The following is a 23733-nucleotide window of genomic DNA, read 5'->3' as shown; positions in this document are numbered from 1 at the left end:
TAGATGCCGCACGCCCTTTGGAGCTGAGCCATGTCTGACAAGCCGGTCAAGATTCCGGGTCCCGACCACCCGATCACGGTCGAGAAGAACCCCGACCGGGTGATCGTCAAGGTCGCCGGCCAGGTGATCGCGGACAGCCGTGACGCGCTGTCGCTGCAGGAGGCCAACTACCCGGCCACGCAGTACATCCCGCGCAGGGACGTCGACCTGACGCAACTGCAGCGGACCGACAACGAGACCTACTGCCCTTACAAGGGCGACGCCAACTACTTCAGCGTGCTGGCCGGCGGCGAGAAGACCGTGAACGCCGTCTGGACCTACGAGCACCCGTACGACTCCGTCGCCGACATCCGCGACCACGTCGCCTTCTACCCCGACCGCGTCGACTCGATCGAGATCATCGCCGACTGATAATCAGTTGTCGCGCGGTGAAGCAGGCTGCTTCACTGCGCGGTGATGAGCTATCTCTCGAGAGTCGACGAGTACCTGCATGCGGCGCCGTTGTCCGGGGCGACCGGGCAGCAGGTGGGGCCGTTCACGTTGTTTCGGTCGACCACGGTATGGCCGTACTACGCTCGCCCGGTGCCCGGATCGACCGCGACCGTCACCGTCGCGGATCTCGAGAAGCTGCGGGCTCGGTGTGAGGAACTCAAGCTGCCACTGAGCTTGGAATGGGTGGTCGACACGTGTCCGTCCCTCGCTCCGGCGGCTGCTGAGGCGGGGCTGGAGGTGCACGAGTATCCGTTGCTCGTGCTCGAGCGGGCCGATTTCACGCCCGTCACGACCTCCCTGGATTGCCAGATCCTGACCGCCTCCCCCGACGTACTGCGGCAGGCCCGAGCGGTCGCCGATACGGCCTTCGGGACCCCCGGTACTGCGATCGGCGACGGCGGACCCGAGGCGCGTGACGTCACCGCCGCCGGGATCACGGACGACATGGTCGCAGCCCTGGTCGAACGGGCCGAGGCGGGCGTATCGATCACAGCCGGCGTCTTCAGCAACCAAGGCATGCTCGCCAGCGGCGTCCATCAGCCTGTCGGCACCACGAGCGAGATCGTCGGAGTCGCCACCCTCCCAGCGATGCGCCGCCAGGGGCTGGCCGCCGCAATCACCACCCGGCTGGTCGAACACGCCCTCGCCAACGGCGTCGACCTCGTCCTCCTCTCCGCCGAAAGCGACGCGGTAGCCGCCGTCTACGAACGAGTCGGCTTCCACCGCATCGGCCGGGCAGGCTCCGCCGAACTCGCCGAATAACGACAAGAGTTCGGGCGCGAATCGTTCGGGGTGGGGTTATGGCCGTACCGTTGGAGGGATGAGCAATACCGAGCGGACCCGCCCACGTACCCTCGCCGAGGCACTGCGCGGCTGGGACGACCTTGCCCTCGGGCAGTTGCTCCGGCACCGGCCTGACCTGGCGACCCCGATTCCAGCCGACACCGGGCAGCTCGCGGCCCGGGCAACCACCAACGCTTCCGCCGCTCGTGCGATCAACCGGCTCGACGAGTTCAGCGTCGACCTGCTGGAGGCCCTTTCCGCCCTCACTGAGCCAGTAGACCTCGCCGCGCTGGCCAGGGGCGTCGACCAGTCCCTCGAGATAGTCCAGCCGCGGGTGACCGAGTTGCTCTCGCTCGCTCTCGTCTGGGGCACCGAGGACGACCTGCGCCCGATTCGCGCCGTGCACGAGCTGCTCGGCCCGACACCGGCCGGGCTCGGGCCGCTCACTACCCGGCACTTCGGCGACCTGGACCAGCTGATCGAGGACGCCGGTCCGGAGGCCCGTGAGGTGCTCGACAAGCTCACCTGGGGTCCGCCCACCGGCACGGTCGAGAAGGCCGAGCGCCCGGTGACGATCGCCTCTGCCCGCTCCCCGATCGAGCAGCTGCTCGCGCGCGGCCTCGTAGTACCGAAAGACCCGACCACTGTCGTGCTGCCTCGGCAGATCGGCCTGCACCTGCGTGGTGGACGAGTGCTGGCTTCGACCAGGCCGACTCCGCCTCCGCTCGACGGCAAGCCAGTCTCGAACGCGATCGCCGACCGCGCCGCCGCTGGTGCCGCACTGGATCTCGTACGCCAGGTAGACCGCACCCTTGAGCAGCTAGGTACAGAGCCCCCGCCTGTACTACGCACTGGCGGCATTGGCGTGCGGGAGCTGCGTAGCCTCGCCACCAAGATCGGTGCTGAAGAGCAGACCGCCGGAGCCGTCCTGGAAGTCGCGTACTCCGCAGGGCTGGTCGCAGCTGTCGAGGTCGGCAACAGCGAGCTGTGGTTGCCCACTGGCGCCTACGACGACTGGCTGGAGCTCGATACCGCTCACCGGTGGGCCGTGCTGGTCCATGCCTGGTTCACCGGGCTGCGGGCGATAGGACTCATCGGTCGGCGGGACAGCGGCGGCGCGACTGCTGCTGCGCGCGAGCGACTCGTGAACGCGTTGGCGCCCGACTTGGAGCGCCTGTTGGCTCCCGAGATCCGGCAGCTCACCTTGCAGGCCCTGTCCGAGGCCACCGAAGGTACTGCGCCGGCTCTCGAGTCCGTGGTCACCTGGGTCGCGTGGCACCGGCCGCGGCGGGGTGGGCAGTTCCGGGACGACCTGGTCGAGTGGACCATCACCGAGGCCGCACTGCTCGGCCTGACCGGGCTCAGCACGCTTGCCGCGCACGCTGTAGTGCTGCTGAAGGAAGAGCCGACCGTTGACGAGCTGGCCGCTGCCATCCAGCCGCTGGTGCCCGAGCCGGTCTCCGAGGTGCTCCTGCAGGCTGACCTGACTGCGGTCGCGCCCGGGCCGCTCGTGCGCGAAGTACAGGACGAGCTGGCTGCCATGGCCGACATGGAGTCTCACGGGGGCGGCGGGGTCTACCGCTTCAGCGAGAGTTCCATCCGGCGGGCCTTCGACCTCGGGAAGACCAGCGACCAGCTGCACACTTGGTTGGCCGAGCACTCGCGGACACCTGTCCCGCAGCCGCTCAGCTACCTGATCGACGATGTCGCACGGCGGCATGGCGTACTACGGATCGGCGCGGCCTCGACGTACCTGCGGTGTGACGACGAGAACGTGCTGACCGGGCTGCTGAGCGCCAACCTGCCCGGCATCCGCTTCCGCCGGCTCGCACCGACCGTGGTCGTCTCGCCTTCACCGCCCGACATGGTGCTGGCTCGCCTGCGCGACGCGGGGCTCGCTCCGCTGGGCGAGACCTTCGACGGTGTCGTCCACGTCACCTCGGCCGGCAACCGCCGTGGTGAGCCACCGCGCCGGCGTACCGGCCGAGACTTCGCCGACAACACCGTCGATCTGGACGAGGACCAGATCAAGGCGGTGATCGAGAAGGTCCGCTCCGGCGACCGGGTCGCCGCCGAGCGTCCGGCCGAGCACACCTCGGGCGACACGACCGCGCCCGCGGAGACGATCAGCGTGCTCAGCGAGGCGGCCGAGGCGCACACCCGGACGTGGATCTCGTACGTCGACCACAACGGCACCCCGGCCGAGCGCATCGTCGAGCCGGTCAGGGTGGCCGACGGCTGGCTCACGGCGTACGACGAGGACGCAGACCAGCCCCGGACGTACGCGCTGCACCGGATCGCGACGGCACGCCCGGTGGACCAGTAATCGGGCGGGGAGGAGTCAGCTGCGGGCGCGGAGCATGCGGGTCACCAGATCCGCCTTCTCGAGCAGGTTCGCTCGAACTACCGGCTCGGCGTCGCCGACGAGCGACTGAGCCCTCTGCACGAGACCTGCGTCGACGCCGAAGAGCGGAAACAGCATCCTGGTGTAGGTCGTCGCGGGCATCAGCCCCCACCGACTGAACTCGGGCACGAGGTCGAGGAACGCCGCCGCGAACGGCCTCAGCAGGTCCTCTTGGCCGGGGCTCCAGAACGCTGTCGTCACCTGGTGGACCGAGCCGAGCGGTACCGCCCGCTCGGTCACCAATTGCTGCCAGACCGCCGATTTCTCGGCAGCAGCGGGGATCGCCGCGCGGACAGTGAGTCCGCTGACCCATGCCTCCGGGTCCGGATCCTTGGCCAGCAGGGCTTCCAGCTCTGCGGTGATGTCACCGCCGAGCTGAGCCTTCCTGGTCAGTGCACGCCACTGCAGGTCGAGATCGTCGCCGGCCTCGGCCTGAAGCCAGGCGACACCTTCGAGATCGGCGACAGTCTTGGCGAATCCGCGCAGCGCCACCTTGCGAGTGCTGAGGTTACGGGCGAGGTGGAGGCTGGTCGCAGCCACCATCGCGGTCAGCTCTTGCCGCTCTGTCTCTGTACTCCACAACAGCGCGGCGTCGGCGGCGCGGTTGAGGTGCGGCTCGATCAGTGACTCGGAGGTCTCGACCGCCAGTACTCCGGTGAGGCAGCGAACGGCCTCGGCGGCAGTCGCCTCAGCGTTGATCAGCATGTCCCATGCCGTGGCGATCGCGACAGCTCGCGAGATGGGCGTGGGAAGGCCGGCTGCGTTGTCGAAGAAGCTGTCCCTGGTCTGGGCGTCAGGTCGCGTCGAGGCGAAGGTCAGGTCGCCGTCGTTGACCAGGTAGAGGTCGGCTGCTGGTAGTTCGAGGGGAGTCCGCGGGCGGGTCACTTCGACCTCGACCAGGGCGATCCGCTCGAGCATCGCCGCTGCCCCGGCGCTCGCGCTCTGCGGGTCGGCAGCCTCGACACCCCTCCGATAGGCACCCACGGCAAGCACTTGCGGCCGCGGCTCGCCATTGGGGCCCTTGGCAACCAAGGTGAAGCCGTCCGCGCCCTGCACCAGCGTCAGGCGGTCGGTGCCGGCCTGGTCCAGCCAAGCCGTTCGCCATCGCTCGAGGTCGCGATCGGTCTCGCCGGCGATCGCGGCGATCAGGTCTTCCAGGGTGGCGTTTCCCCAGGCGTGCTGGGCGAAGTACTTGGTCAGGCCTTTCGAGAAGGCCGCTTCGCCGACGTAGATCATCAGCTGCTGCAGGACCGACGCGCCCTTGGGGTAGGTGATGGCGTCGAAGGTCGCCGCGCCCTCGGCGACGTCCCGTACGGGCTGGCGGATCGGGTGCGTGGTCGGTCCCTGGTCGACGAGGTAGGCCTTGAGCTTCTCACCCGCCAGGTGCGCGACCCACGCGTCGGAGTACGAGGTCACGTTCACCGCGGCCCAGTTGCTCGCGAACTCGGCGAAGGCCTCGTTGAGCCACAGGTCGTCCCACCAGCGCATCGTGACGATGTTGCCGAACCACTGGTGCGCGAGCTCGTGCAGCAGGTAGCGCGAGAACAGGTCCCACTCGGCTCTGGTCGGCGTACTGCGGCGCAGGAACCAGTCCATCCAGGTGATGCAGCCGTAGTTCTCCATCGCGCCGGCGTAGTCCGGGGCGAAGACCTGGTCGTACTTGCGTTGCGGGAACGGCATCCCGAACACCTCGGTGAAGAACTCGAACCCCTGCGTGGTGAGGGTGAAGAGCTCGTCGGCGTCGCGGTCCAGGACCGTCTTGAGCGACTGACGCGCGAAGAGCCCCAGGTCATGACCGGCGCCTTCGCGACGCAGCTCGTAGTACGGGCCGGCGTTGATCACGACGTTGTACGTCGACAGCGGCGGGGTCGGCGGGAAGGTCCAGCGGCGTGCATCGCCGACCGTCTCGATCTGGGGCCCGCCACTGTTGCTCAAGACGATCCAGTCGGCCGGCGCAGTCACGGTGAAGGTATGCGGCGCCTTGAGGTCGGGCTGGTCGAAACAGGCCCAGAGGCAGCGGGTGTTGTCCGGCGCGAAGTCCGTCCAGAGGTAGACCCGGCCATCGGCGGGATCGACGGACTTGTGGATGCCGTCGCCTTGGGTGCTGTCGGCCCGGACGGTCACCACTTCGAGCACGTTGCCGGCGGCGAGGCCGGTCAGCGGGATCCGCCCATCGATCGCGGGTGGCAAGGCGACGCCGTTGAGGGTGGCGCTCTCGATCTCGGCGACACAGTCGGCGAAGGTCGACGCGCCCGGCTCATGACAGGTGAACGCGATGGCCGACGTACAGACGACCCGCGTACCGGCTGGCAGATCGGTCAGATCTACGGCGACTTGATAGCTGTCGACTGTCAGCAGACGGGCACGCTCGGCGGCTTCTACCTGGGTCAGGCTCCGGACTGGCATGCCCGCAGACTCCCACGATCCAGGCCTTCCGGGCACCGGGTTTTGGGCTGCGCCCTGACCGGCGTACCTTCTCAAACGGGTGTATGAGGCACCTGCTTTTTTCGATCCTTGTTCCCGCCCGAATACGGAGCTTTCTCGTGTCCTTTTCTGTATCCCGTCGTGCCGTTTTGTTCGGAGCATCGGCGTCCGCCGCCGTCGCAGCGTCCCCGGGACTGCTGTCGAGCGCCTCGGCGCAGCTCCCGCAGCAGAGCCCGATCAACATCCACACCCTGCACGCGGTGCACAGCCCTGAGCTGCCCGCGTTGCAGATCCACTATCCGTCCGCGCTGGACCTGTCGGTCCGGTATGAGAGCAAGGACAAGGGTCAGCCCGGTGGGTGCGAGACGCGCACCGACGAGGAGACCGTGCTCGCCGAGATCCCGGCCGGCGCGGCCTGGGTGACGCTCGGCGGCGTCCGGTACGACCTGGTCAACTTTCACTTCCACACCTATTCGGAGCACCGGCTGGACAGCCGGCAGTTCCCGTTGGAGCAGCATTTCGTGCACCTCGGGCCGAGCGGCGAGAAGCTCGTCATCGGGCTGTTCATCACCACCGGCGGGGCCGGTGGGACCTTGCAGGACAAGGTGCTCGCCACCGTGCCGGACGAGTGCGGCGAGGACGTGCACGTCCCGCAGGCCGACCTGGCGACCGCGTTGCCGCACGACCTGTCCACCTTCCGGTACGAAGGTTCGCTGACCACCGCGCCGTACAGCGAGCACGTGTCCTGGCTGGTGCTCAACCACCACCGCCCGATCCGATCGGCGTCGCTGCACCACTTCCAGACCCGCTTCCCCGCCGGCGACAGCCGCCCGGTCCAGCCGCTGAACGGCCGCACCGTGAAGTACCGCCCGCAGCACTGAGCGCGGTCCCAGCCCCGCGCCTGCCGGTCGCAGGCGCGGGGGTTTGGCGGGACGGGGCACAATGGAGGGTCGGGTGGAGTGTTCTGCCCGAAGCCGGTGACGGGAGAAGCTGTAGTGACTGACGGGCCGTTGATTGTTCAGTCCGACAAAACGTTGTTGCTGGAAACCGCCCATCCGGAGGCGACCGACTGCCGGAAGGCGATCGCGCCGTTCGCCGAGCTCGAGCGGGCGCCCGAGCATGTGCACACCTACCGGCTGACGCCGCTGGGGCTGTGGAACGCGCGGGCGGCCGGGCACGACGCCGAGCAGGTGATCGACGTACTGCTGCGCTACAGCCGCTACCCGGTCCCCCACTCGCTGCTGGTCGACATCGCCGAGACACTGGATCGGTACGGGCGGCTCCGGCTGGAGAAGCACCCCCAGCACGGGCTGATCCTCATCACGACCGACCGGCCGGTGCTGGAAGAAGTCATGCGCTCCGCCAAGGTGAAGCCGATGCTCGGCGACCGGATCGACGCCGACAGCGTCGCGGTGCACCCGTCCGAGCGTGGGCACCTGAAGCAGACGCTGCTCAAGATCGGCTGGCCGGCCGAGGACCTCGCCGGGTACGTCGACGGCGAGGCGCACAAGATTGACCTGGTCAAAGATGGGTGGGACCTCCGGCCGTACCAGCAGCAGGCGACCGACGCGTTCTGGCACGGCGGCTCCGGAGTGGTCGTCCTGCCCTGTGGCGCCGGCAAGACGATCGTCGGCGCGGCCGCGATGGCGCAGGCCTCGGCGACCACGCTGATCCTGGTCACGAACACGGTCTCCGCACGGCAGTGGAAGGACGAACTGCTCAAGCGGACCACGCTGACCGAGGACGAGATCGGCGAGTACTCCGGTGCGCGCAAGGAGGTCCGGCCGGTCACCATCGCGACGTACCAGGTGATGACGACCCGCAGGAAGGGCGTCTACACGCACCTGGAGCTGCTCGACGCGCGCGACTGGGGCCTGATCGTGTACGACGAGGTGCACCTGCTGCCGGCGCCCATCTTCCGGATGACGGCGGACCTGCAGACCCGGCGCCGGATCGGGCTGACCGCGACGCTGGTCCGCGAGGACGGGCGCGAGGGCGACGTGTTCTCGCTGATCGGGCCCAAGCGGTACGACGCGCCATGGAAGGACATCGAGGCGCAGGGCTGGATCGCGCCCGCGGACTGCGTCGAAGTACGGGTCGACCTGGAGCAGACGGAACGGTTCGTCTACGCGACGGCCGAGCCCGAGGACCGGTACCGGCTGGCCGCGTCGACGCCGGCCAAGTCGCGGCTGGTGCGCCGGATCGCCGAGCACCACAAGGGCGAGCCGATGCTGGTGATCGGCCAGTACATCGACCAGCTGGACGAGCTCGGCGAGCGGCTCGAGTGCCCGGTGATCAAGGGCGAGACGACGGTCAAGGAACGCCAGCGCCTCTTCCAGGCCTTCAGGACGGGCGAGATCGACCGCCTGGTGGTCAGCAAGGTCGCCAACTTCTCCATCGACCTCCCGGAAGCATCGGTAGCCGTCCAGGTCTCCGGCACCTTCGGCTCCCGCCAGGAAGAAGCCCAACGCCTAGGCCGGGTACTACGCCCCAAGGGCGACGGCCGCACCGCCCGCTTCTACTCCATCGTCGCCCGCGACACAGTAGACGCAGAATTCGCCGCCCACCGCCAACGCTTCCTAGCCGAACAGGGCTACGCCTACACAATTGTCGACGCCGAAAACCTCTTCGCCTGAGGTCATTACCAGCTGGCTGGGTCAGCCAGCTCGCGGAGAAGATCCGGGGGTGGGTTTGAGTGGAAACTTTTGGTCGCCTGATGCAAGTTTGTTTCCACCGAAGCCCTTTCCTACAAGGGTTCCGGGCGGCTGGCCATCACGGATCGAACAAGCGCCGGGGAGGGGCGACGGGGTCAGGTGAGGAGGTCGTCGCAGGGGATCAGCGGGCAGGGGATTCGTTTCAGGTAGGGGCCGGCTGAGCGGTCGCCTTGGGCTGAATCGTGGGCTGGTTGCCAGTGGGCGCAGCCTAGGACTACGGGGTGGGTGGCGTGGTCGGCTAGGGCGGCTCGGGCGAGGGCGGTTGGGCCGGTGCCTGCCGCGGTGAGTACTCGGCGTAGTACCGGGGTGGTTATGTCTGGTTTGTTGACCATGTGGAGTAGGGCCAGGTCGGTGGGTTGGGTGATGCCTACGGGGGCGGACTGGTTCACTCCACCGTCTCCTCTCGCCACAACTGGTACTGCGAACGTACGTCAGCCACGATCCCCGGCCGCGCGTCAAGTGTGATCTTGCAGTCAGGGCCTGGCTGGAATGGACCAACCGGCCGTCCTGTTGCGTATTAGGAGATCTTCTACGGGCGGATTGGGGGTGACGGGTCGGTCACCAAGGGTGTCTCGGGGGTTGCCCAGGGCAACATCAGGGTTCAGCCTGGGCCATTCCGGAGGCTCTGACCGGTACCGTCGAGGGGTATGGGGACACACGCGCTGGAGCAGGTGGAGCTGGTCGGTGAGCGGGGGCGCGCCCCGTCGAGGCCGGCGCCGGTGGTGTGGCGGGTGGTGCGGGAAGCAGTCCTGCTGGCGACCATGTTCCTGGTCTACACCGCGGGCCGGCAGTTCGCCGCCAAGCACACCGGCTCCGCTTTCGACCACGCTCACGAGGTGCTTTCCTGGCAGCGCTGGCTGCATCTGCCCGATGAGGCATCGATCCAGCACGCGGCGCTCCAGGTCCCGCATCTGGTCGAGGGAGCAAACCTGTACTACGCCTCAGTACACGCACCCCTGACCGGTGCAGTGCTGCTCTGGCTGAGCATCTGGCGCCCCAAGGCCTATCCGCACGTGCGCTGGACGATCGTCTCGCTGACCGGGCTCGCCCTGGTCGGCCACGTCCTGTTCCCGCTCGCGCCGCCCCGGATGATGCCGGGCTTCGTCGACACCGGCCTGCGGTTCGGCCAGTCGGTCTACGGACCGGACGCCTCCGGCGGGGTGGCCAACCAGTTCGCCGCGATGCCGAGTCTGCACGTCGGCTGGGCAGCCCTGATCGCGCTCTCGATGATCCTGATCACCCGGACCAAGTGGCGCTGGTTGTGGCTGCTGCACCCGATCATCACCTTCAGCGTGGTGGTCATGACAGCGAACCACTACTGGCTCGACGGCATCGTCGTCCTGATCCTGCTGGGCTTCACCCTCCCGCTGCTGCTCCGGCCGGGGCTGCGCGCGGACAAGGCCGACAGGCCGGCGCCGTTTCCGGTTAAATCAGTCGCTCCCGAGCCCGCGCTCAAGTAACGTGACGGGGCTTCCCCGACCCTTTACCGCACTGCGGAGGTTCTGTCATGCCCCCTGACGACCCGACCCTCCAGATCGAGAAGACCTACCTCAGTACTTCGCGCGCCGCGTTGGCGGTGATGCGCGAGAAGACCGGCTCGCTGGAGATCGCGAGCGCCGACCCGGTCAACACCGAGTTCCTCAAGGCCGCGATCTGGCGGCGGATGAAGGAGCTCGAGGACGACCCCGACGTGCCGCTGTTCTTCGGCCGGCTGGACTACCTCGAGCCGGCCGAGGAGACCTTCCACATCGGCCGCCGGCATGTGAACGACGAGGCCGGCGAGCCGCTCGTGGTGGACTGGCGGGCCGACATCTCGGTGCCGTTCTACCGGGCCAGTAAGACCGAGCCGATGGGCGTCGGGACGCGCCGCCGGTTCGGTTACACGCACGGCGAGATGACCGCGTTCGAGGACGAGGACCTGACCAACGCGTCGGCCGTCGAGGAGCACAGCGACATCCTCGACGCCGAGATCGAGCGCCCGCGTTCGGGTCCGATGCGCGACATCGTCGCCACCATCCAGCCCGAGCAGGACGTCATCGTCCGGGCCGGCGTCGAGGAGACCATCTGCGTCCAGGGCGCACCGGGCACCGGGAAGACGGCCGTCGGGCTGCACCGCGCGGCGTACCTGCTCTATGCGTACCGCGACCAGCTCAGCCGGTCGGGCGTCCTGGTGGTCGGCCCCAACTCGAGCTTCCTGCGCTACATCGGCGACGTACTCCCCGCGCTGGGCGAGATCGAGGCCAAGCAGACCACGGTCGAGGAGATGGTCGGCCGGGTGAAGGTCGCCGGGCCCGGTCCGGCCGCGCTGGACGTGCTCAAGGGCGACGCGCGGCTGGCCGAAGTACTGCATCGGGCCGTCTGGTCCCAGGTCCAGCTGCCCAAGGAACCCTTAGTAGTCCCTAGGGGATCTCACCGATGGCGCGTAGCGGCGTACCAGGCCGAGGGGCTCGTCAACGAGCTACGCACTCGCGGAATCCGGTACGGCGCCGGGCGGGCCATGCTGCCGCAGCGGCTCGCGCATGCCGTCCTGCTGCGAATGGAGGCCGCCGGGGACTCCCCCGACGACCGCGTGCAGGACTCCGTGGCCAGGAGCCGTCCAGTGAAGCAGTACGCCGATGCACTGTGGCCGGTGGTCGACCCGGCCAAGCTGCTCTTCCAGCTGTTCACCGACTCGGAGTTGCTCGCCGAGCACGCTGCCGGAGTACTGACCGACGATGAGCAGGCACTACTGCTCTGGGACAAGCCGGCGCGGAGTGCGGGTGCCGCCAAGTGGTCTGTTGCCGACGCCACCCTCATCGACGAGATCGCTGACCTGGTCGACCGGACGCCCAGCCTCGGACACGTAGTACTGGACGAAGCGCAGGACCTGTCGGCGATGCAGCTCCGGGCGGTCGGGCGCAGGTGCTCGACCGGCTCGATGACAGTGCTCGGCGACATCGCGCAGGGCACGACCCCGTGGGCGACACCCTCCTGGGACGAGGCACTCGGGCACCTGGGCAAGAGCGGCGCCCACACCGAGGAGCTGACCGCAGGCTTCCGTGTGCCCGGCCAGGTGATCGAGTACGCCGCCCGCCTGCTGCCACAGATCGCTCCCCACCTGACCCCGCCGACAGCGGTACGACGGACGCGCGGTGAGCTGGCCATCACGCGCGTACCGGACAGCTTGGCCGCCGCCGTGGACACAGTCGGCCAGGTGATAGACCGGCCGGGGTCGATCGGGCTGATCGTGCCCGACGCGCTGGTCCCGGCGGCTCGGAAGGCCCTGCGGGACAAGGGGCTGAGTTTCGCCGTACTGGGTGACGAGGACGACGTCGAGGCGCACGTGGACGTAGTACCAGCTGGGCTGGCCAAGGGTCTGGAGTTCGACCATGTGGTGCTGGTCGAGCCGGCCGGGATCGTCGCCGGTGAGGCCGACGAGCGGACCGGGCTGCGCCGCCTCTACGTCTGCCTGACGCGTGCGGTCACCTCGCTCGCGGTGCTGCACAGTGAGGACCTGCCCGAGGTCCTGATCGGCTGATACGTACGCTGGTCGAGTGACGACTGATCTGGACAGGACGGCCGCCGACTTCGCTCTTGCGCGACCGCGTCTGTTCGGTATCGCCTACCGGATGCTCAGTAGCGTCCAGGAGGCCGAGGACCTCGTCCAGGACGTCTGGCTCAAGTGGCAGACCTACGACCGCGACACGGTCCGGGAGCCGGCTGCCTTCCTCGCCACCATGATCACCCGGCTGGCGATCAACGCGAGCCAGACAGCGCGGGCCCGGCGGGAGACGTACATCGGGCCGTGGCTGCCCGAGCCGGTCGACACCAGCGCCGACCCGACCCTGGGCGCCGAGCGCGGCGAGGCGCTGGAGCTCGCGATGCTGGTGCTGCTGGAGAAGCTCTCGCCGGCGCAGCGGGCGGCGTACATCCTGCGGGAGGCCTTCGACTACCCGTACGACCAGATCGCCGAGATCGTCCAGCTGTCCGAAGCGAACGTGCGCCAGCTGGTCAGCCGGTCCCGCAAGCGGCTCGCGGGCGAGCGGCGCGAGCAGGTCAGCACGGATGAGCAGCGCAAGCTGCTGGCCACGTTCATGGCAGCGGCCCAGGAAGGCGACCTGGCGGCGCTGGTCGAGCTGCTCGCCGCCGACGCCGTGAGCTACTCCGATGGCGGCGGCATCGTCCGTGCCACCAAGCTGATCCTGCTCGGCGCCGACAAGATCGCGAAGGTCATCGCCGCCTACAAGGACAGCTTCTGGACCGGCTCGGAACTCACCTTCGCGGAGACCAACGGCGGCTGGTCCGCCGTGGTCTCGCGCGCCGGCGAGGTCTTCGCCGTGATCAGCATCAGCGCCTCGGCCGACGGGATCGACCAGGTCCAGTGGATGCTGAACCCCGAGAAGCTGGCCAACTTGTCCTTCAGCAGCTGACTCAGGCGGCTTCCGGCGCGTACTGCTCTTGCTCGTCCAGGTGCTCGACCTGCTGTAGAGCAGGGTTGCGGCGGAGCGTCACCAGCAGGCCGATGACGACCAGGCCGAGTGCTGCGGCGATCGGTGGCAGCATCTGGACCCCCACCAGCTTGATCACGACACCACCGAGCACTGCGGACAGGCCTGCGCCCAGGTAGATCGCGGAGGCGTTCATCGCCAGCAGGAGGCCGCCGCCTTCACCGATCTCCAGCAGGAGGTTCTGAACCGGCGGGTTGAAGGCCCAGGTGAACAGGCTCCACACGAACAGGGCGATGGCCGCACCGGCGACAGTGGTCGCAGTCAGCGTCAGCGTGGCGATCACGACGGTGAAGCCGGTCAGAGTGACGGTCAGCGTCCGCAGGCTGCCGAAGCGGTCAGTGGCGCGGCCGCCGACCAGGTTGCCCAGCACCGCGCCGACGCCGTACACGAGAAGCAGTACGCCGACGACGCCTCCTGTGAGGTGAGCGGTCTCGGCCAGCAGCGGTACTACGTAGATGTAGACGCTCATGGTCGCCAGCACGGCCAGTACCGTCATCGCGAGCACGGTCTGCACGCGGCGGTCGGTCAGGCCGGCGAAGCGCTCACGCAGGCTCACGGCCTCAGGCGCCTCGACAGTCGGCAGGGCCGAGCGGACGGCCAGTGTGACCACCAGGCAGACGACGGCGATCAGTGCGAACACACCGCGGTACCCGAGCGGCTCACCGAGCAGACTGCCCGCCGGTACGCCGAGCACGAGCGCGAAGGTCAGTCCGCCGAACACCACCGCGACGGCCCGTCCCCGCTCCTCCGGCGGCAGGAATTTGGTCGCGAACAGCGTCGCCGCGGGCGTGTATGCCGCGGCGCCGAACGCAGCGACGATCCGGCCGACGATCAGGATCGGGTAGCTCGTCGCGAGCGCCGCGATCCCGTTACCGAGCGCGGCCAGCAGCAGGGCGGCGATCAGCAGCGTGCGGCGCTCCCACCGGCCGGTCAGCGTCGACAGCAGCGGCGCGCCGACGGCGTACGAGAGGGCGAAGGCGGTGGCGAGCTGGCCGGCGGCGGTCAGCGAGACGTGCAGCTCGGAGCTGACCGCGGGCAGCACCCCGGACACGACGTACGCGCTGGTGCCGACAGCGAAGGCCCCGGCGGCCAGCAGGTAGATACGTGCGGACATTGAGGACCTTCCAGAGGATCAGAGGACTTATTCGATAATCATCGTACTACGATCTCCGTCGAAGTTCGACCGTCGTCGTACTATGGACGTATGAGCACCTCGAAAGCCCTGCCCCAGCCCGATCGCGAAGAGATCCGCGTCGAGGCTGTCCTGCAGGCATTGGGCGAGCCGGTCCGGCTGCTGATCGTCCGCACCCTGTCGGAACTTCCCGAGGGGATCGCCTGCGGCGAGCTCGACCTGCCGGTGACCGCGTCGACCCGGGCCCATCACCTCCGCATCCTGCGCGAGGCGGGCGTCACCTCAACCCACACCGAAGGCACCAAGCGGATCAGCAAGCTCCGCCGCGACGACCTTGACGCGCTCTACCCGGGTCTGCTCAGCGGAGTGCTGGCCGCGCCGCGCTGATCCGCAACCGCAGAGCAGAGATGGGCCGATCCGCAACCGCAAGGCAGAGGTGCGCCGATCGAGCGGTCACCGTTGTGATGGGACTGGCAGACTGTGGCGGTGGTGGTCCTGCGTGAACGGTGGAGCGAGCTGTTACCAGGCTCGGCGCCGCTGGCGGACGACCTGGTCGCGCGGTACGTCGAGCGGACCCGGCGCGCGTATCGCGACCAGTACCTCGAAGCCGTCCTCGGCACGCTCGACTCGCTGATCCAGCTGAGCACCGACCCGACGTCGGTCCGGCTCGCCGCCTGGTTCCATCGGGCCGTGCACCAGCCGGGTGGCGGGTCCGCCGAGGATGCGGAGTCGTCGGCCCGGCTCGTCGAGCGCACGCTGCCGGCGTACGGGGTGGATCCGATCCGCGTCGCCGAGGTGGCCCGGCTCGTCCGGCTGACCGGCGACCTGGCGACACCACCCACCGACTCCTACGCGCCACCACGCCGAGACGCGAACGGCGATGTGCTGCTGGACGCGGTCAACGGCATCCTGGCGACGGCTCCGGCCCGCTACGCCGCCCACGCTTCCGAGGTACGCCGGGACGCGGGCGACCGCGCTGCCGCCGTCGGCCGCCGGTACGACGAAGTGCAGGTCCTGCTGGACGGGCATCTCTACCGGACGCAACTCGCTCGTCAGCGGATGGGTACGGCCGCCCGCGCCAACCTGGAGGCGGAGCTTGCCGGGCTCGACAGTGAGCTGCCAGCGCCCTGGCGTGGCTGGCAGCAAGCGGCGCTGTCGGCTGCGGCGACCTTCTCGGCAGTGGCGGCGGCAGTCGCCTCGATAGCCGCCGCCGGCGCACCCTGGCAGGTCCCGGCGGTGGAGCCCGAGGCTGGTTGGCCGCCTGTCGCGCTAGCCGTGTCCTCGCTCTTCTGCGCGCCAGTGCTCTTCCGGTCGTCCCACAGCGCCAGTCAACGCGCGCGGCTGCTCGCGGGCACAGTGGTTGCTGTCGCAGTCACCGGGCTGCTGATTGCCTGGGCAAAGGTCCCGGTGACCAATCCGGCCGTCGGTATCGGCCTCCGGGTTCCACTGGTCATCTCTGCACTCCTCCTACTTCTGCTAGCCGGTACTGCGGCCTTGGTCGCCTCCCTCTTGCGCACCAAGAAGGCACGCTTCCTGCCCTCCCGGAATCTCGGCCAACAGCTCTCGTGGCTGGCAGTACCGGGTGTGATCGCGCTACTGCTCCTACTGGTCGTGCAGCCGTTGGCCAGGGGCTATGTGCTGGGCTCCAACGAGCGGTCAGAGGGGCCACGCGGTCCGGCCGGCCAGCGGCCCGAGTCAGTGCTCGACGGTGGCGTCACCTGGGTCAGCCGGGCTTTGACCAGCGCTGGCGCCGAAGAAGCGATCGGGACGAAGTACGGGATCGCTGTACCGCGGCAGAGCGGCGTGGTGGAGATGCTGGACGCCGCCACCGGAGAGCTGCGGTGGCGCTACAGCCGGTCCGACTCGGACGAGAAGCCGGACATCGTCGCGACCGGCAACGGCGAGTACGTGCTGGCCGAGTTCGCCGACATCGGCTACTTGCTGCTGGACGCGAACACGGGCAAGCGGAAGGCGGCCTGGCCGGGCGGTACGCGGGACCACAGCATCCAGGAGGCCGACCCGCTGCTGACGGGCGAGCGGCTCTCCCGTGGCTCCGACAAGCTGCACGGGGTCGATCCGGACGGCGACAACCGGTGGACCTTCGAGCCGGGCCGCTGTACCGATATCGGAGCCGTCGCGACCTCGGACACCGTGGTCGCCTTCCTCGGACACAGTTGCGGCTCCGAGCCCGACGAGGTCGCCGGGATCGACCTGGAGAGCGGCAAGAAGCTCTGGAGCAAGTCGCCGACCGACATGTACCGGCGACCGGTCGTGGTCGGCGGGCTGGTCGTGGTGGCCGAGCCGGGCGGCGACTCCGACGTACCGGTCGCTCTGGTGGCGATCGAGCCGCGGACGGGCGAGACCAAGTGGCGTTGGCCGGTACCGGCGGGCTGGTCGTGCCGGACGCTGCTGAAGGAAGCCGGGCGGCTCCTGATCGTCGTGGACTGCCCGGGGCCGGACACTCAGCAGAACACCAAGACCGTGGTCACCGCGATCGATGCGATGACCGGTCAGACCACCTGGCAGGTCACGGCACCGGTGAACCCACGCACGCGGGTCGCCGTCACCGCTGACGGCCGGGTCGTCTCCCTGGGCGGCAGCGCAGGCGGCTGCGCGGCCACCGTCATCGACCAGACCGGCTATCGCAAGGTTCCGCTGCCGGCGGGGATCTCCTGCAGCCGGGACCCGGTGGCCATCGGGAACCTGATCCTGACGTCAGGCCCGGCGGGCGTCATCGCCCTGCACTGAATCAGCCTGCACTGAATCAGCCTGCGCTCAGCTGGGCTTCTGCGTTCGCCAGGAGTTCGACGACTCGGGTGCCGAAGGCGACGTCGACCGGGTGGGTGTCGCCGGACTCGGCTGCGGCTACCAGTTCGGTGGCGGCCAGGGCGAAGGCGTCGACGGCTGAAGTCTCGGGGCTCGGCAGGATCGCAGTACCGGTCTCTCCCCAGATGCCGGTCTCGAAGCTGGTGCCGTCGGGCGGCGCCGACAAGGTCATGCTCGCGGTACTCGTCGCGCCCGAGTCGTGGGCGAGGACCAGGTGAACGAGGTCGCCCTCACCGCCCACTGCGCGCAGATCGGCGATCGGGCCGAGCAGGCCGATTAGGTTGGAGAGGGCGTGCGGGCCGACATCCCAGAGGGCACCACGCTGCTCCCGTCGCCAGGCCGAGCCTCCGAAGGGGTTACCGGGTGCGTCGAGCGAAGCGAGAATCCGCGACCAGCCACCCTTCCAGCCGCCGGTCGCCTGGATCTGGTCGAAGAAGGCGCGGGTCTCCGGCTGGAACCGGCCGGTGAAGAAGACCACTGAGGCGATCCCCTCGTTGCTCACCTCGTCGGCCAGGGCGCGGGCGTCGTCGAGCGAGTCGGCGACGGGCTTGTCGAGCAGCAGGTGCTTGCCGACCGCCGCCGCCTCGAGCGCCATCGACGCCTGCACGTTCGGAGGTACCGCGAAAGCCAGGGCGTCAACATCCGCAAGTAACTCTGCGTAGTCGAAATAGGGAGCCGTCTTTAGATCTGTAGCCAATGCACTCGTCTTGTCCGCGTTGCGGCCCCAGACACCCACCAATTCGACGTCCTCAGCGGCCTGCAGGCCCGGCCCCTGGGTCAAATTGGCCCATGGCCCGGTCCCGACCAATCCGAACCGCATGGTGTCCTCCTTGTGACGAGCCGATATCGCTTTGGCCACGACCCTAACCGGGAACCCCGGATCGGTCGGTGGGGGCCGTCGCAGGGTGCGAGACTCACCGCCATGGACCTGCGCGACCAGTGGAATCGCCTGCTGCCGCACGCGCAGCCGTTGGGCGATGATCTGCTGGCTCGTTACGCAGAGCAACACCGCCACTATCACGACCTGCGGCACCTGACCGAGATGCTCGAGACCATCGACGAGCTCACCGATGCCGCCGACGACGCCGACGCGGTCCGGCTGGCCGCCTGGTTCCACGACGCGATCTACGACCCGCAGGCCGACCCGGGTGAGAACGAAGAGGTCTCCGCCCAGCTCGCCGAGCTCGAGCTGTCGGCGTACGGGGTCGAAGCCGCCCGGGTGGCCGAGATCGGCCGGCTGATCCGTCTGACCGCCAAGCACGACTGCGAGCCGGGCGATGCGAACGGCGCGGTCCTGTGCGACGCCGACCTGCGCGTACTGAGCCTGTCCGCCGCCCGGTACGACGAGTACGCCATCGGTATCCGCGCGGAGTACGCGCACGTTGCGGACCGCGACTTCGCCAGGGGCCGCACGACGTTCCTGCAGAGCCTCGCCGAGACCTCCCTGTACGCGACCGAGCACGGTCGCAAGCACTGGGAGAAGGCGGCCCGGGAGAACCTCCGGCGCGAGCTGAAGCAGTGGGGCCCGAAGGCGGCTCGCCCGATCGCCGGGCTGATCCCGATGATCTACCTGGGCGCAGCACTCGGTGTCGTCATCGCAGCCTCCGTACTACTCGGCCGCGGGCTCGGGGCGGCCGCACACTGGCCTGCCGAGCCGGACGACGTCAGGGGCTTCCCGGTCTGGGCACCGATCGCCGGTACTGCGGTAGCTGCCGCGTTGGCGTGCGCCTGGTTCCGGCGGGCTCAGCCTCGACTTGTGACGATCCCTGCGCTGGTGTTCGGCGTCGTCGGGGTGATCGCGATCGGGATCTGCTGGTGGCAGTGGCCGTCGGCTCAGCCCGGTGCGGCCATGAGCGAGCGCTGGCCGTACCTGATGCTCGCCTCTGTCGCCTTGCTGCTCGCCGGTGCGTTGCTGGGGCTGGCGAGACGGTTGCGGCTGGCTCCGCCGTACGCGTTGTCTCCGCCTCGGGCGCTGAGTGTTGGCGTGACCGTCGTGTGTGCCTCTCTGCTCGCCTGGATCATGGTGTCGGCCGGTGAGCCCTTCGTGCAGGCCCGGCTCGAGACCGCCAACACTGTGAGCACGACTGCGACCGTGCCGCCCGGCGTACTGCCGGTGCAGCTCGACGGCGGTGTCGCCTGGAGCCGGGAGGTGCCCGCAACGGGCGCGATCGCCGGGACCGTGGGCGGCGTGGCCGAACTGCGGTCGGACGGAGTAGTGATGTCCGACGCGGCCACTGGTCAGATCCGGTGGAGGTACACGCGAGCGGATGTGGACGACGCCGCCTCCAACGGCTCCGACGGACTGCTGGTCTCCAGTGACGGCCGGACCATTGCCGCGCACCTGCCGTACGACGACGGGCATGCTCCCCGTGGCATCGACCTGCCGACGTACGCAGTACTGGATGCAGCGACCGGCAAGGTGCTCACCGAGGTCCACACGGACGGCGTGGCTCTCGCTGTCGATGAGAAGCAACTGCTGGTGGCAGAGGGTAAGGATGTCGTCGCGCACGGCGTGAGCAGCCCGACGCACTGGCGGGCGCGACTGAAGTGCGCTGTGACTCAGGGCGTGCTGCTGAACGACCAGGCGGTCGTGGTGGACGCTTGTGGTGGCAACGGCGCGGTCGTGCGTGGGCTGGACCTCACGGATGGCGACCAGCGCTGGGAGGTCAACCTGGGCATCAAGTTCGAACTGAGCGCCGAGCTGGACCCGAGCACGTGGATCGGCGAGCTGGTCGCAGTACCGGACACCCGTGAGGTCTCCGGGCTCGTCTGGACCGGCGCGGCCGGTGGGACTCTGCACCAGTGGTCAGTGGACGTCAACGATGGCAGCATCCAATGGGTCAACGCACTGCCCGGTACGCCGAGGCCGCGGCTCGGGCGGTCGTCCTGCGACGCACAGCTCGCCGCGACGCACTCCTCAATCGTGCTGGTGACCTGCAGGACGAGCAACGAGGTCGGCGAGGACCAGACGTACGACATCTCCGCACTGAGCCCGTCGGACGGCACCCCGCAGTGGCACCACCTGCTGTCGGTCCCCCCGCAGCTCCAGCAGCCCGAGTTCCCCCGGGACGGCTTCGGCCTGCTCCCCGACGGCCGGGTGGTCACCTTGATGCCCCAGCCCGGCGGCAGCTGCTCCCCCGTCATGATCGGCACCACCGGCGTCCAACCGCGGCCACTGGTCCCCGGCCCGACAGCAGCCTCGATGGCCGACACCAAGAAGGTGACCTGCAACAAGCCGGCCGTCACGGTCGCCACCGCCCGCCCCATCTTCAGCGACGGCACCCGCCTCTTCGCCCTGAACTGAGCCCGCCCCACTTCCAGCTCTTGAACTAAGCGTTTATTAGAGTCGTTGACATGCGACGAGCCCTTCTTGCCGCCCTGTCCGCCGTACTACTGATCAGCGCAGCCTGCTCCTCAGAGCCTGAAGCCACGGCAGCTCCAGCCCCCGTGCTCGCCTCTACTCCCGCCCAGGTCACCGAGCCGTTCAGCAAGCTCGAGAAGCAGTACTCCGCGCGGTTGGGGGTCTTCGCCTACGACACGGGGACCCATCGAACCGTCAGCTACCGCGCCGGCGAACGCTTCCCCCACGCCTCCACCTTCAAGGCACTCGCGTGCGGCGTCCTGCTGATCGAGACGAAGAACCTCGACAAGCTGATCCGGTACGACGAGTCCATCCTGCTCCCCAACTCGCCGATCACCGAGAAGCACGTCGCCACCGGCATGACGCTGCGGGAGCTCTGCGACGCCGCGATCCGCTACAGCGACAACGCCGCGGCCAACCTGATCCTGGCCGAGATCGGCGGACCGTCCGGCCTGCAGCGCGCACTGCGCAGGCTGGGCGACGTGGTCACCAACACGAGCCGCACCGAGCCGACCCTCAACGAAGCCACTCCTGGCGATACCCGCGACACCACCACCCCGCGAGCCCTCGCCACCAGCCTGCAGAAGCTGACCCTTGGCCACGCGCTGCCGCCGGCCAAGCGCGCAGTACTGGTCGGCTGGCTCAAGGCCAACACCACGGGCGGCACGACGATCCGGGCCGGCGTCCCGAAGGACTGGACAGTCGGCGACAAGACCGGCACCGCTGCCTACGGCGGCCGCAACGACGTAGCCATCCTCTGGCCCCCGAACCGTGCGCCGATCATGCTCGCCATCCTGTCCACCAAAGGCGCGAAGGACGCAGTCCCCAACGACGCGCTGATCGCAGCCGCCGCCGCAGCCGCGATCAACGCGCTCGGGTAAGGAAGGCGGGGGGGAGCGGGCTGCCGTCGTCGCGGCGGAGCCGTGCGAGTTACGCTCCCTCGATGGAGCTCACTGCTGCCGCCTTGGTCGCGGCACTGCGGGAGTACGCCAAGCCCGGCGAGGTGACCCACAAGCACTACCCCGGCGCCGGTGAGGTTCTGGGCGTGCCGATGCGATCCACCTTCGACACCGCCAAGGCGTTCACCGCGATGTCGTTCGCGGAGGTCGAGCGGCTGCTGGACGAAGCGTCGTACGAGGGTCGGCTGGCCGGGTTCTGCGTGCTGGACTTCAAGGCGCGCGGCAAGAGGACGACGGATGACGAGCGGCAGGCGGCGTACGAGCTGTATCTGCGGCGGCACGACGCTATCGACAGTTGGGACATGGTCGATCGGGCGGCGCCGCATGTAATCGGGCGCCAACTCCTGCACCGCAAGCGGGATCCGCTCTTCGCGCTCGCCCGCTCAGCCGACCCCTTGCGTCGGCGTACGGCGATCACCGCGCCCTTGTACTTCGCTCGCTTCGGCACACCCGCCGACCTGACCGACCTCTTCGCGATCGCCGAGTTGCTCCTGTCAGACAAGGATCCGGTGGTGTCGAAGCCGGTGGGGATCGCACTCAAGTACGCCGGGGTACTGGACGAACCCGCGCTCCGGAGCTTCCTCGCGAAGCATGAGAAAGTCATGCAGAAGCCCACCTTGCGGTATGCCAGGGAGAAGCTGACCTAGCGGGAATATCCGTTGCCGTGGGCAGCGTTGACCAATACCGTGATGACCATGTTCCGCGCGGATTCTGTTGCGTACCTGTCAGGCCTGGGCCTGTCAGGCGCCGCTGCGTGGGCGTCAGACGATTCAGCTCTGCTGACCGGCGCGCACAGTTTCACCGGCGCGCGAAGGCGACCCTCCTCCTGCTGACGCAGGACCCGCGGAGGAGGGTGGCTCGAGAACCGGCCCCCTCCGACCGCTGAGAAACCAGCTGGTACGGCGCGGGCCCTGGGTCCTGGCTCAGTGAATCCTCTGACCAGCAAGGGAAAAGACACATCATGGCCAAGAGCCAGTTCGTGCGGACCAAGCCGCACCTCAACATCGGCACCATGGGGCACGTCGACCATGGCAAGACCACGCTGACCGCCGCGATCACCAAGGTGCTCGCCGAGCGCTACCCGGACCTCAACTCGTTCGTCGCGTTCGACGGGATCGACCGGGCGCCCGAGGAGGTCCAGCGCGGGATCACGATCAACATCTCGCACGTCGAGTACGAGACCGCCAACCGGCACTACGCGCACGTCGACATGCCTGGGCACGCCGACTACGTGAAGAACATGATCACCGGCGCCGCCCAGGTGGACGCCGCGATCCTGGTCGTGTCGGCGCAGGACGGCGCCATGCCGCAGACCCGTGAGCACGTACTGCTCGCGCAACGCGTCGGCGTGCCGTACCTGGTCGTCGCGCTGAACAAGGCCGACGCCGTCGACGACCCCGAGCTGCTCGACCTGGTCGAGCTGGAGGTCCGCGAACTCCTGTCGGAGTACGGCTTCCCGGGCGACGAGGTGCCGGTCGTGCGCGTCTCCGGTCTGCGTGCACTCGAGGGCGACCCCGAGTGGACACCTGCGATCGGTGCGCTGCTCGATGCCGTCGACGACTATGTGCCGGTGCCCGACCGTGAGCTGGGCGAGCCGTTCTTGATGCCGATCGAGAACGTTCTCACCATCAGCGGCCGCGGCACCGTCGTCACCGGCGCGGTCGAGCAGGGTTCGCTCAAGCTCGGCGACGCGGTGGAGGTCGTGGGTCTCGGCCCGACGGTCACCAGTACGGCGATCGGGCTGGAGACGTTCGGCAAGTCGCTGGCGACCGCCGAGGCGGGTGACAACGCGGCCGTACTGCTGCGTGGCGTCAAGCGCGACGAGGTCCGTCGTGGTCAGGTACTGGTACTGCCGGGAAGTGTGCGGCCGCACCGGAAGTTCCGGGCGCAACTGCACGCGCTGTCGACCGCCGAGGGTGGCCGGCACACGCCGTTCGCCGCGGACTACCGGCCGCAGTTCCACTTCCGGACCACGGACGTGTCGGGTGGCATCGACCTGGGTGAGATCACCCTGGTGATGCCGGGCGACACGATCGAGCTGGGCGTGGAGCTGGAGAAGGCCGTCGCGATGACGGTCGGCCTCGGTTTCGCCGTCCGCGAAGGCGGCCACACCGTCGCCGCCGGCACAGTCACCGAACTCGTCGATTGAAG

General features: G+C 68.7%; 18 protein-coding genes. 14 read left to right on the top strand and 4 right to left on the bottom strand.

From position 1 onward, the window contains the following. Window positions 1–30: 30 nt before the first annotated feature. The 3 genes from G3I17_RS21540 to G3I17_RS21530 are packed head-to-tail and all read left to right on the top strand — an operon-like array spanning window position 31 to window position 3601. Window positions 31–411: a DUF427 domain-containing protein gene (locus G3I17_RS21540; RefSeq protein ID WP_164599058.1), complete on the top strand. Its 381-nt coding sequence runs from the start codon at window positions 31–33 to the stop codon at window positions 409–411. Window positions 412–456: 45 nt separating this feature from the next. Then, complete coding sequence (locus G3I17_RS21535) at window positions 457–1254, top strand: GNAT family N-acetyltransferase (protein ID WP_164599056.1); 798 nt, start codon at window positions 457–459, stop codon at window positions 1252–1254. A 58-nt stretch (window positions 1255–1312) separates the two neighbouring features. Continuing rightward, on the top strand, window positions 1313–3601 hold the full coding sequence (locus G3I17_RS21530) for a helicase C-terminal domain-containing protein (protein ID WP_164599054.1): 2289 nt from the start codon (window positions 1313–1315) through the stop codon (window positions 3599–3601). Between the two features lie 15 nt (window positions 3602–3616). Here G3I17_RS21530 and pepN read toward each other — a convergent pair whose 3' ends face one another. After that, entirely contained in the window at window positions 3617–6085 is a 2469-nt protein-coding gene (pepN, locus tag G3I17_RS21525; RefSeq protein ID WP_164599052.1) for an aminopeptidase N, read from the bottom strand. Window positions 6086–6222: 137 nt separating this feature from the next. On the opposite strand from pepN, the gene G3I17_RS21520 reads away from it, so the two are divergent. Then, a complete protein-coding gene (locus G3I17_RS21520; protein ID WP_164599050.1) occupies window positions 6223–6984 on the top strand; it encodes a carbonic anhydrase family protein in 762 nt (253 codons plus the stop codon). A gap of 114 nt (window positions 6985–7098) precedes the next feature. Next, window positions 7099–8739, top strand: a complete 1641-nt coding sequence (locus tag G3I17_RS21515) for a DNA repair helicase XPB (RefSeq protein WP_164599048.1) — start codon at window positions 7099–7101, stop codon at window positions 8737–8739. A gap of 173 nt (window positions 8740–8912) precedes the next feature. Here the strand turns inward: G3I17_RS21515 and G3I17_RS21510 are convergent, their stop codons facing one another. Further along, the gene (locus G3I17_RS21510; protein WP_164599046.1) at window positions 8913–9206 is read right to left on the bottom strand and encodes a hypothetical protein; all 294 of its coding nucleotides are present in this window, start codon (window positions 9204–9206) and stop codon (window positions 8913–8915) included. A 258-nt stretch (window positions 9207–9464) separates the two neighbouring features. On the opposite strand from G3I17_RS21510, the gene G3I17_RS21505 reads away from it, so the two are divergent. From G3I17_RS21505 to G3I17_RS21495, 3 genes are read left to right on the top strand one after another with little or no spacing between them, the layout of a single operon-like run. After that, entirely contained in the window at window positions 9465–10277 is an 813-nt protein-coding gene (locus tag G3I17_RS21505) for a phosphatase PAP2 family protein (RefSeq protein WP_164599045.1), read from the top strand. 47 nt (window positions 10278–10324) lie between these two features. Continuing rightward, window positions 10325–12334: an AAA family ATPase gene (locus G3I17_RS21500; RefSeq protein ID WP_164599042.1), complete on the top strand. Its 2010-nt coding sequence runs from the start codon at window positions 10325–10327 to the stop codon at window positions 12332–12334. Window positions 12335–12350: 16 nt separating this feature from the next. After that, entirely contained in the window at window positions 12351–13226 is an 876-nt protein-coding gene (locus G3I17_RS21495) for an RNA polymerase sigma-70 factor (protein WP_164599040.1), read from the top strand. A 1-nt stretch (window position 13227) separates the two neighbouring features. Here the strand turns inward: G3I17_RS21495 and G3I17_RS21490 are convergent, their stop codons facing one another. Further along, window positions 13228–14418 carry an MFS transporter gene (locus G3I17_RS21490; protein WP_164599038.1) on the bottom strand — a complete coding sequence of 397 codons (1191 nt, stop codon included), beginning with the start codon at window positions 14416–14418 and terminating at the stop codon, window positions 13228–13230. Window positions 14419–14508: 90 nt separating this feature from the next. Between G3I17_RS21490 and G3I17_RS21485 the strand changes: the two genes are divergently transcribed. Both G3I17_RS21485 and G3I17_RS21480 read left to right on the top strand, forming a co-directional pair. Continuing rightward, entirely contained in the window at window positions 14509–14823 is a 315-nt protein-coding gene (locus G3I17_RS21485; RefSeq protein ID WP_164599036.1) for a helix-turn-helix domain-containing protein, read from the top strand. 99 nt (window positions 14824–14922) lie between these two features. After that, on the top strand, window positions 14923–17184 hold the full coding sequence (locus G3I17_RS21480) for a PQQ-binding-like beta-propeller repeat protein (protein ID WP_203590547.1): 2262 nt from the start codon (window positions 14923–14925) through the stop codon (window positions 17182–17184). A gap of 16 nt (window positions 17185–17200) precedes the next feature. Here the strand turns inward: G3I17_RS21480 and G3I17_RS21475 are convergent, their stop codons facing one another. After that, a complete protein-coding gene (locus G3I17_RS21475; RefSeq protein ID WP_164599032.1) occupies window positions 17201–18082 on the bottom strand; it encodes a Gfo/Idh/MocA family oxidoreductase in 882 nt (293 codons plus the stop codon). A 102-nt stretch (window positions 18083–18184) separates the two neighbouring features. Here G3I17_RS21475 and G3I17_RS21470 point away from each other — a divergent pair, with 102 nt between their 5' ends. The 4 genes from G3I17_RS21470 to tuf all read left to right on the top strand — a co-directional run bounded on the left by G3I17_RS21470 (window position 18185) and on the right by tuf (window position 23731). Next, window positions 18185–20566: a PQQ-binding-like beta-propeller repeat protein gene (locus G3I17_RS21470; RefSeq protein ID WP_164599030.1), complete on the top strand. Its 2382-nt coding sequence runs from the start codon at window positions 18185–18187 to the stop codon at window positions 20564–20566. Window positions 20567–20616: 50 nt separating this feature from the next. Further along, window positions 20617–21504, top strand: a complete 888-nt coding sequence (gene bla, locus G3I17_RS21465; protein WP_164599028.1) for a class A beta-lactamase — start codon at window positions 20617–20619, stop codon at window positions 21502–21504. A gap of 62 nt (window positions 21505–21566) precedes the next feature. Beyond that, entirely contained in the window at window positions 21567–22229 is a 663-nt protein-coding gene (locus G3I17_RS21460; RefSeq protein WP_164599026.1) for a DNA alkylation repair protein, read from the top strand. A 314-nt stretch (window positions 22230–22543) separates the two neighbouring features. Beyond that, window positions 22544–23731, top strand: coding sequence for an elongation factor Tu (gene tuf, locus G3I17_RS21455; RefSeq protein WP_164599024.1), 1188 nt, complete (start codon window positions 22544–22546; stop codon window positions 23729–23731). The last annotated feature ends 2 nt before the right edge of the window (window positions 23732–23733 follow it).

The sequence above is a fragment of the Streptomyces sp. SID13031 genome (assembly GCF_010548305.1).
Taxonomy (GTDB): domain Bacteria; phylum Actinomycetota; class Actinomycetes; order Propionibacteriales; family Kribbellaceae; genus Kribbella.
The sequence above is the reverse complement of the archived record's forward strand: the minus strand, read 5'-3'. Positions and strand labels throughout refer to the sequence as shown.

Bases quoted from the DNA above. Each gene is read 5' to 3' on its own strand.
- G3I17_RS21530 (WP_164599054.1), top strand. From the start codon at position 1,313: ATGAGCAATACCGAGCGGACCCGCCCACGTACCCTCGCCGAGGCACTG.
- G3I17_RS21505 (WP_164599045.1), top strand. From the start codon at position 9,465: ATGGGGACACACGCGCTGGAGCAGGTGGAGCTGGTCGGTGAGCGGGGG.
- G3I17_RS21500 (WP_164599042.1), top strand. From the start codon at position 10,325: ATGCCCCCTGACGACCCGACCCTCCAGATCGAGAAGACCTACCTCAGT.
- G3I17_RS21540 (WP_164599058.1), top strand. From the start codon at position 31: ATGTCTGACAAGCCGGTCAAGATTCCGGGTCCCGACCACCCGATCACG.
- pepN (WP_164599052.1), bottom strand. From the start codon at position 6,085: ATGCCAGTCCGGAGCCTGACCCAGGTAGAAGCCGCCGAGCGTGCCCGT.
- G3I17_RS21460 (WP_164599026.1), top strand. From the start codon at position 21,567: ATGGAGCTCACTGCTGCCGCCTTGGTCGCGGCACTGCGGGAGTACGCC.
- G3I17_RS21475 (WP_164599032.1), bottom strand. From the start codon at position 18,082: ATGCGGTTCGGATTGGTCGGGACCGGGCCATGGGCCAATTTGACCCAG.
- G3I17_RS21470 (WP_164599030.1), top strand. From the start codon at position 18,185: ATGGACCTGCGCGACCAGTGGAATCGCCTGCTGCCGCACGCGCAGCCG.
- G3I17_RS21490 (WP_164599038.1), bottom strand. From the start codon at position 14,418: ATGTCCGCACGTATCTACCTGCTGGCCGCCGGGGCCTTCGCTGTCGGC.
- tuf (WP_164599024.1), top strand. From the start codon at position 22,544: ATGGCCAAGAGCCAGTTCGTGCGGACCAAGCCGCACCTCAACATCGGC.
- G3I17_RS21485 (WP_164599036.1), top strand. From the start codon at position 14,509: ATGAGCACCTCGAAAGCCCTGCCCCAGCCCGATCGCGAAGAGATCCGC.
- G3I17_RS21535 (WP_164599056.1), top strand. From the start codon at position 457: ATGAGCTATCTCTCGAGAGTCGACGAGTACCTGCATGCGGCGCCGTTG.
- bla (WP_164599028.1), top strand. From the start codon at position 20,617: ATGCGACGAGCCCTTCTTGCCGCCCTGTCCGCCGTACTACTGATCAGC.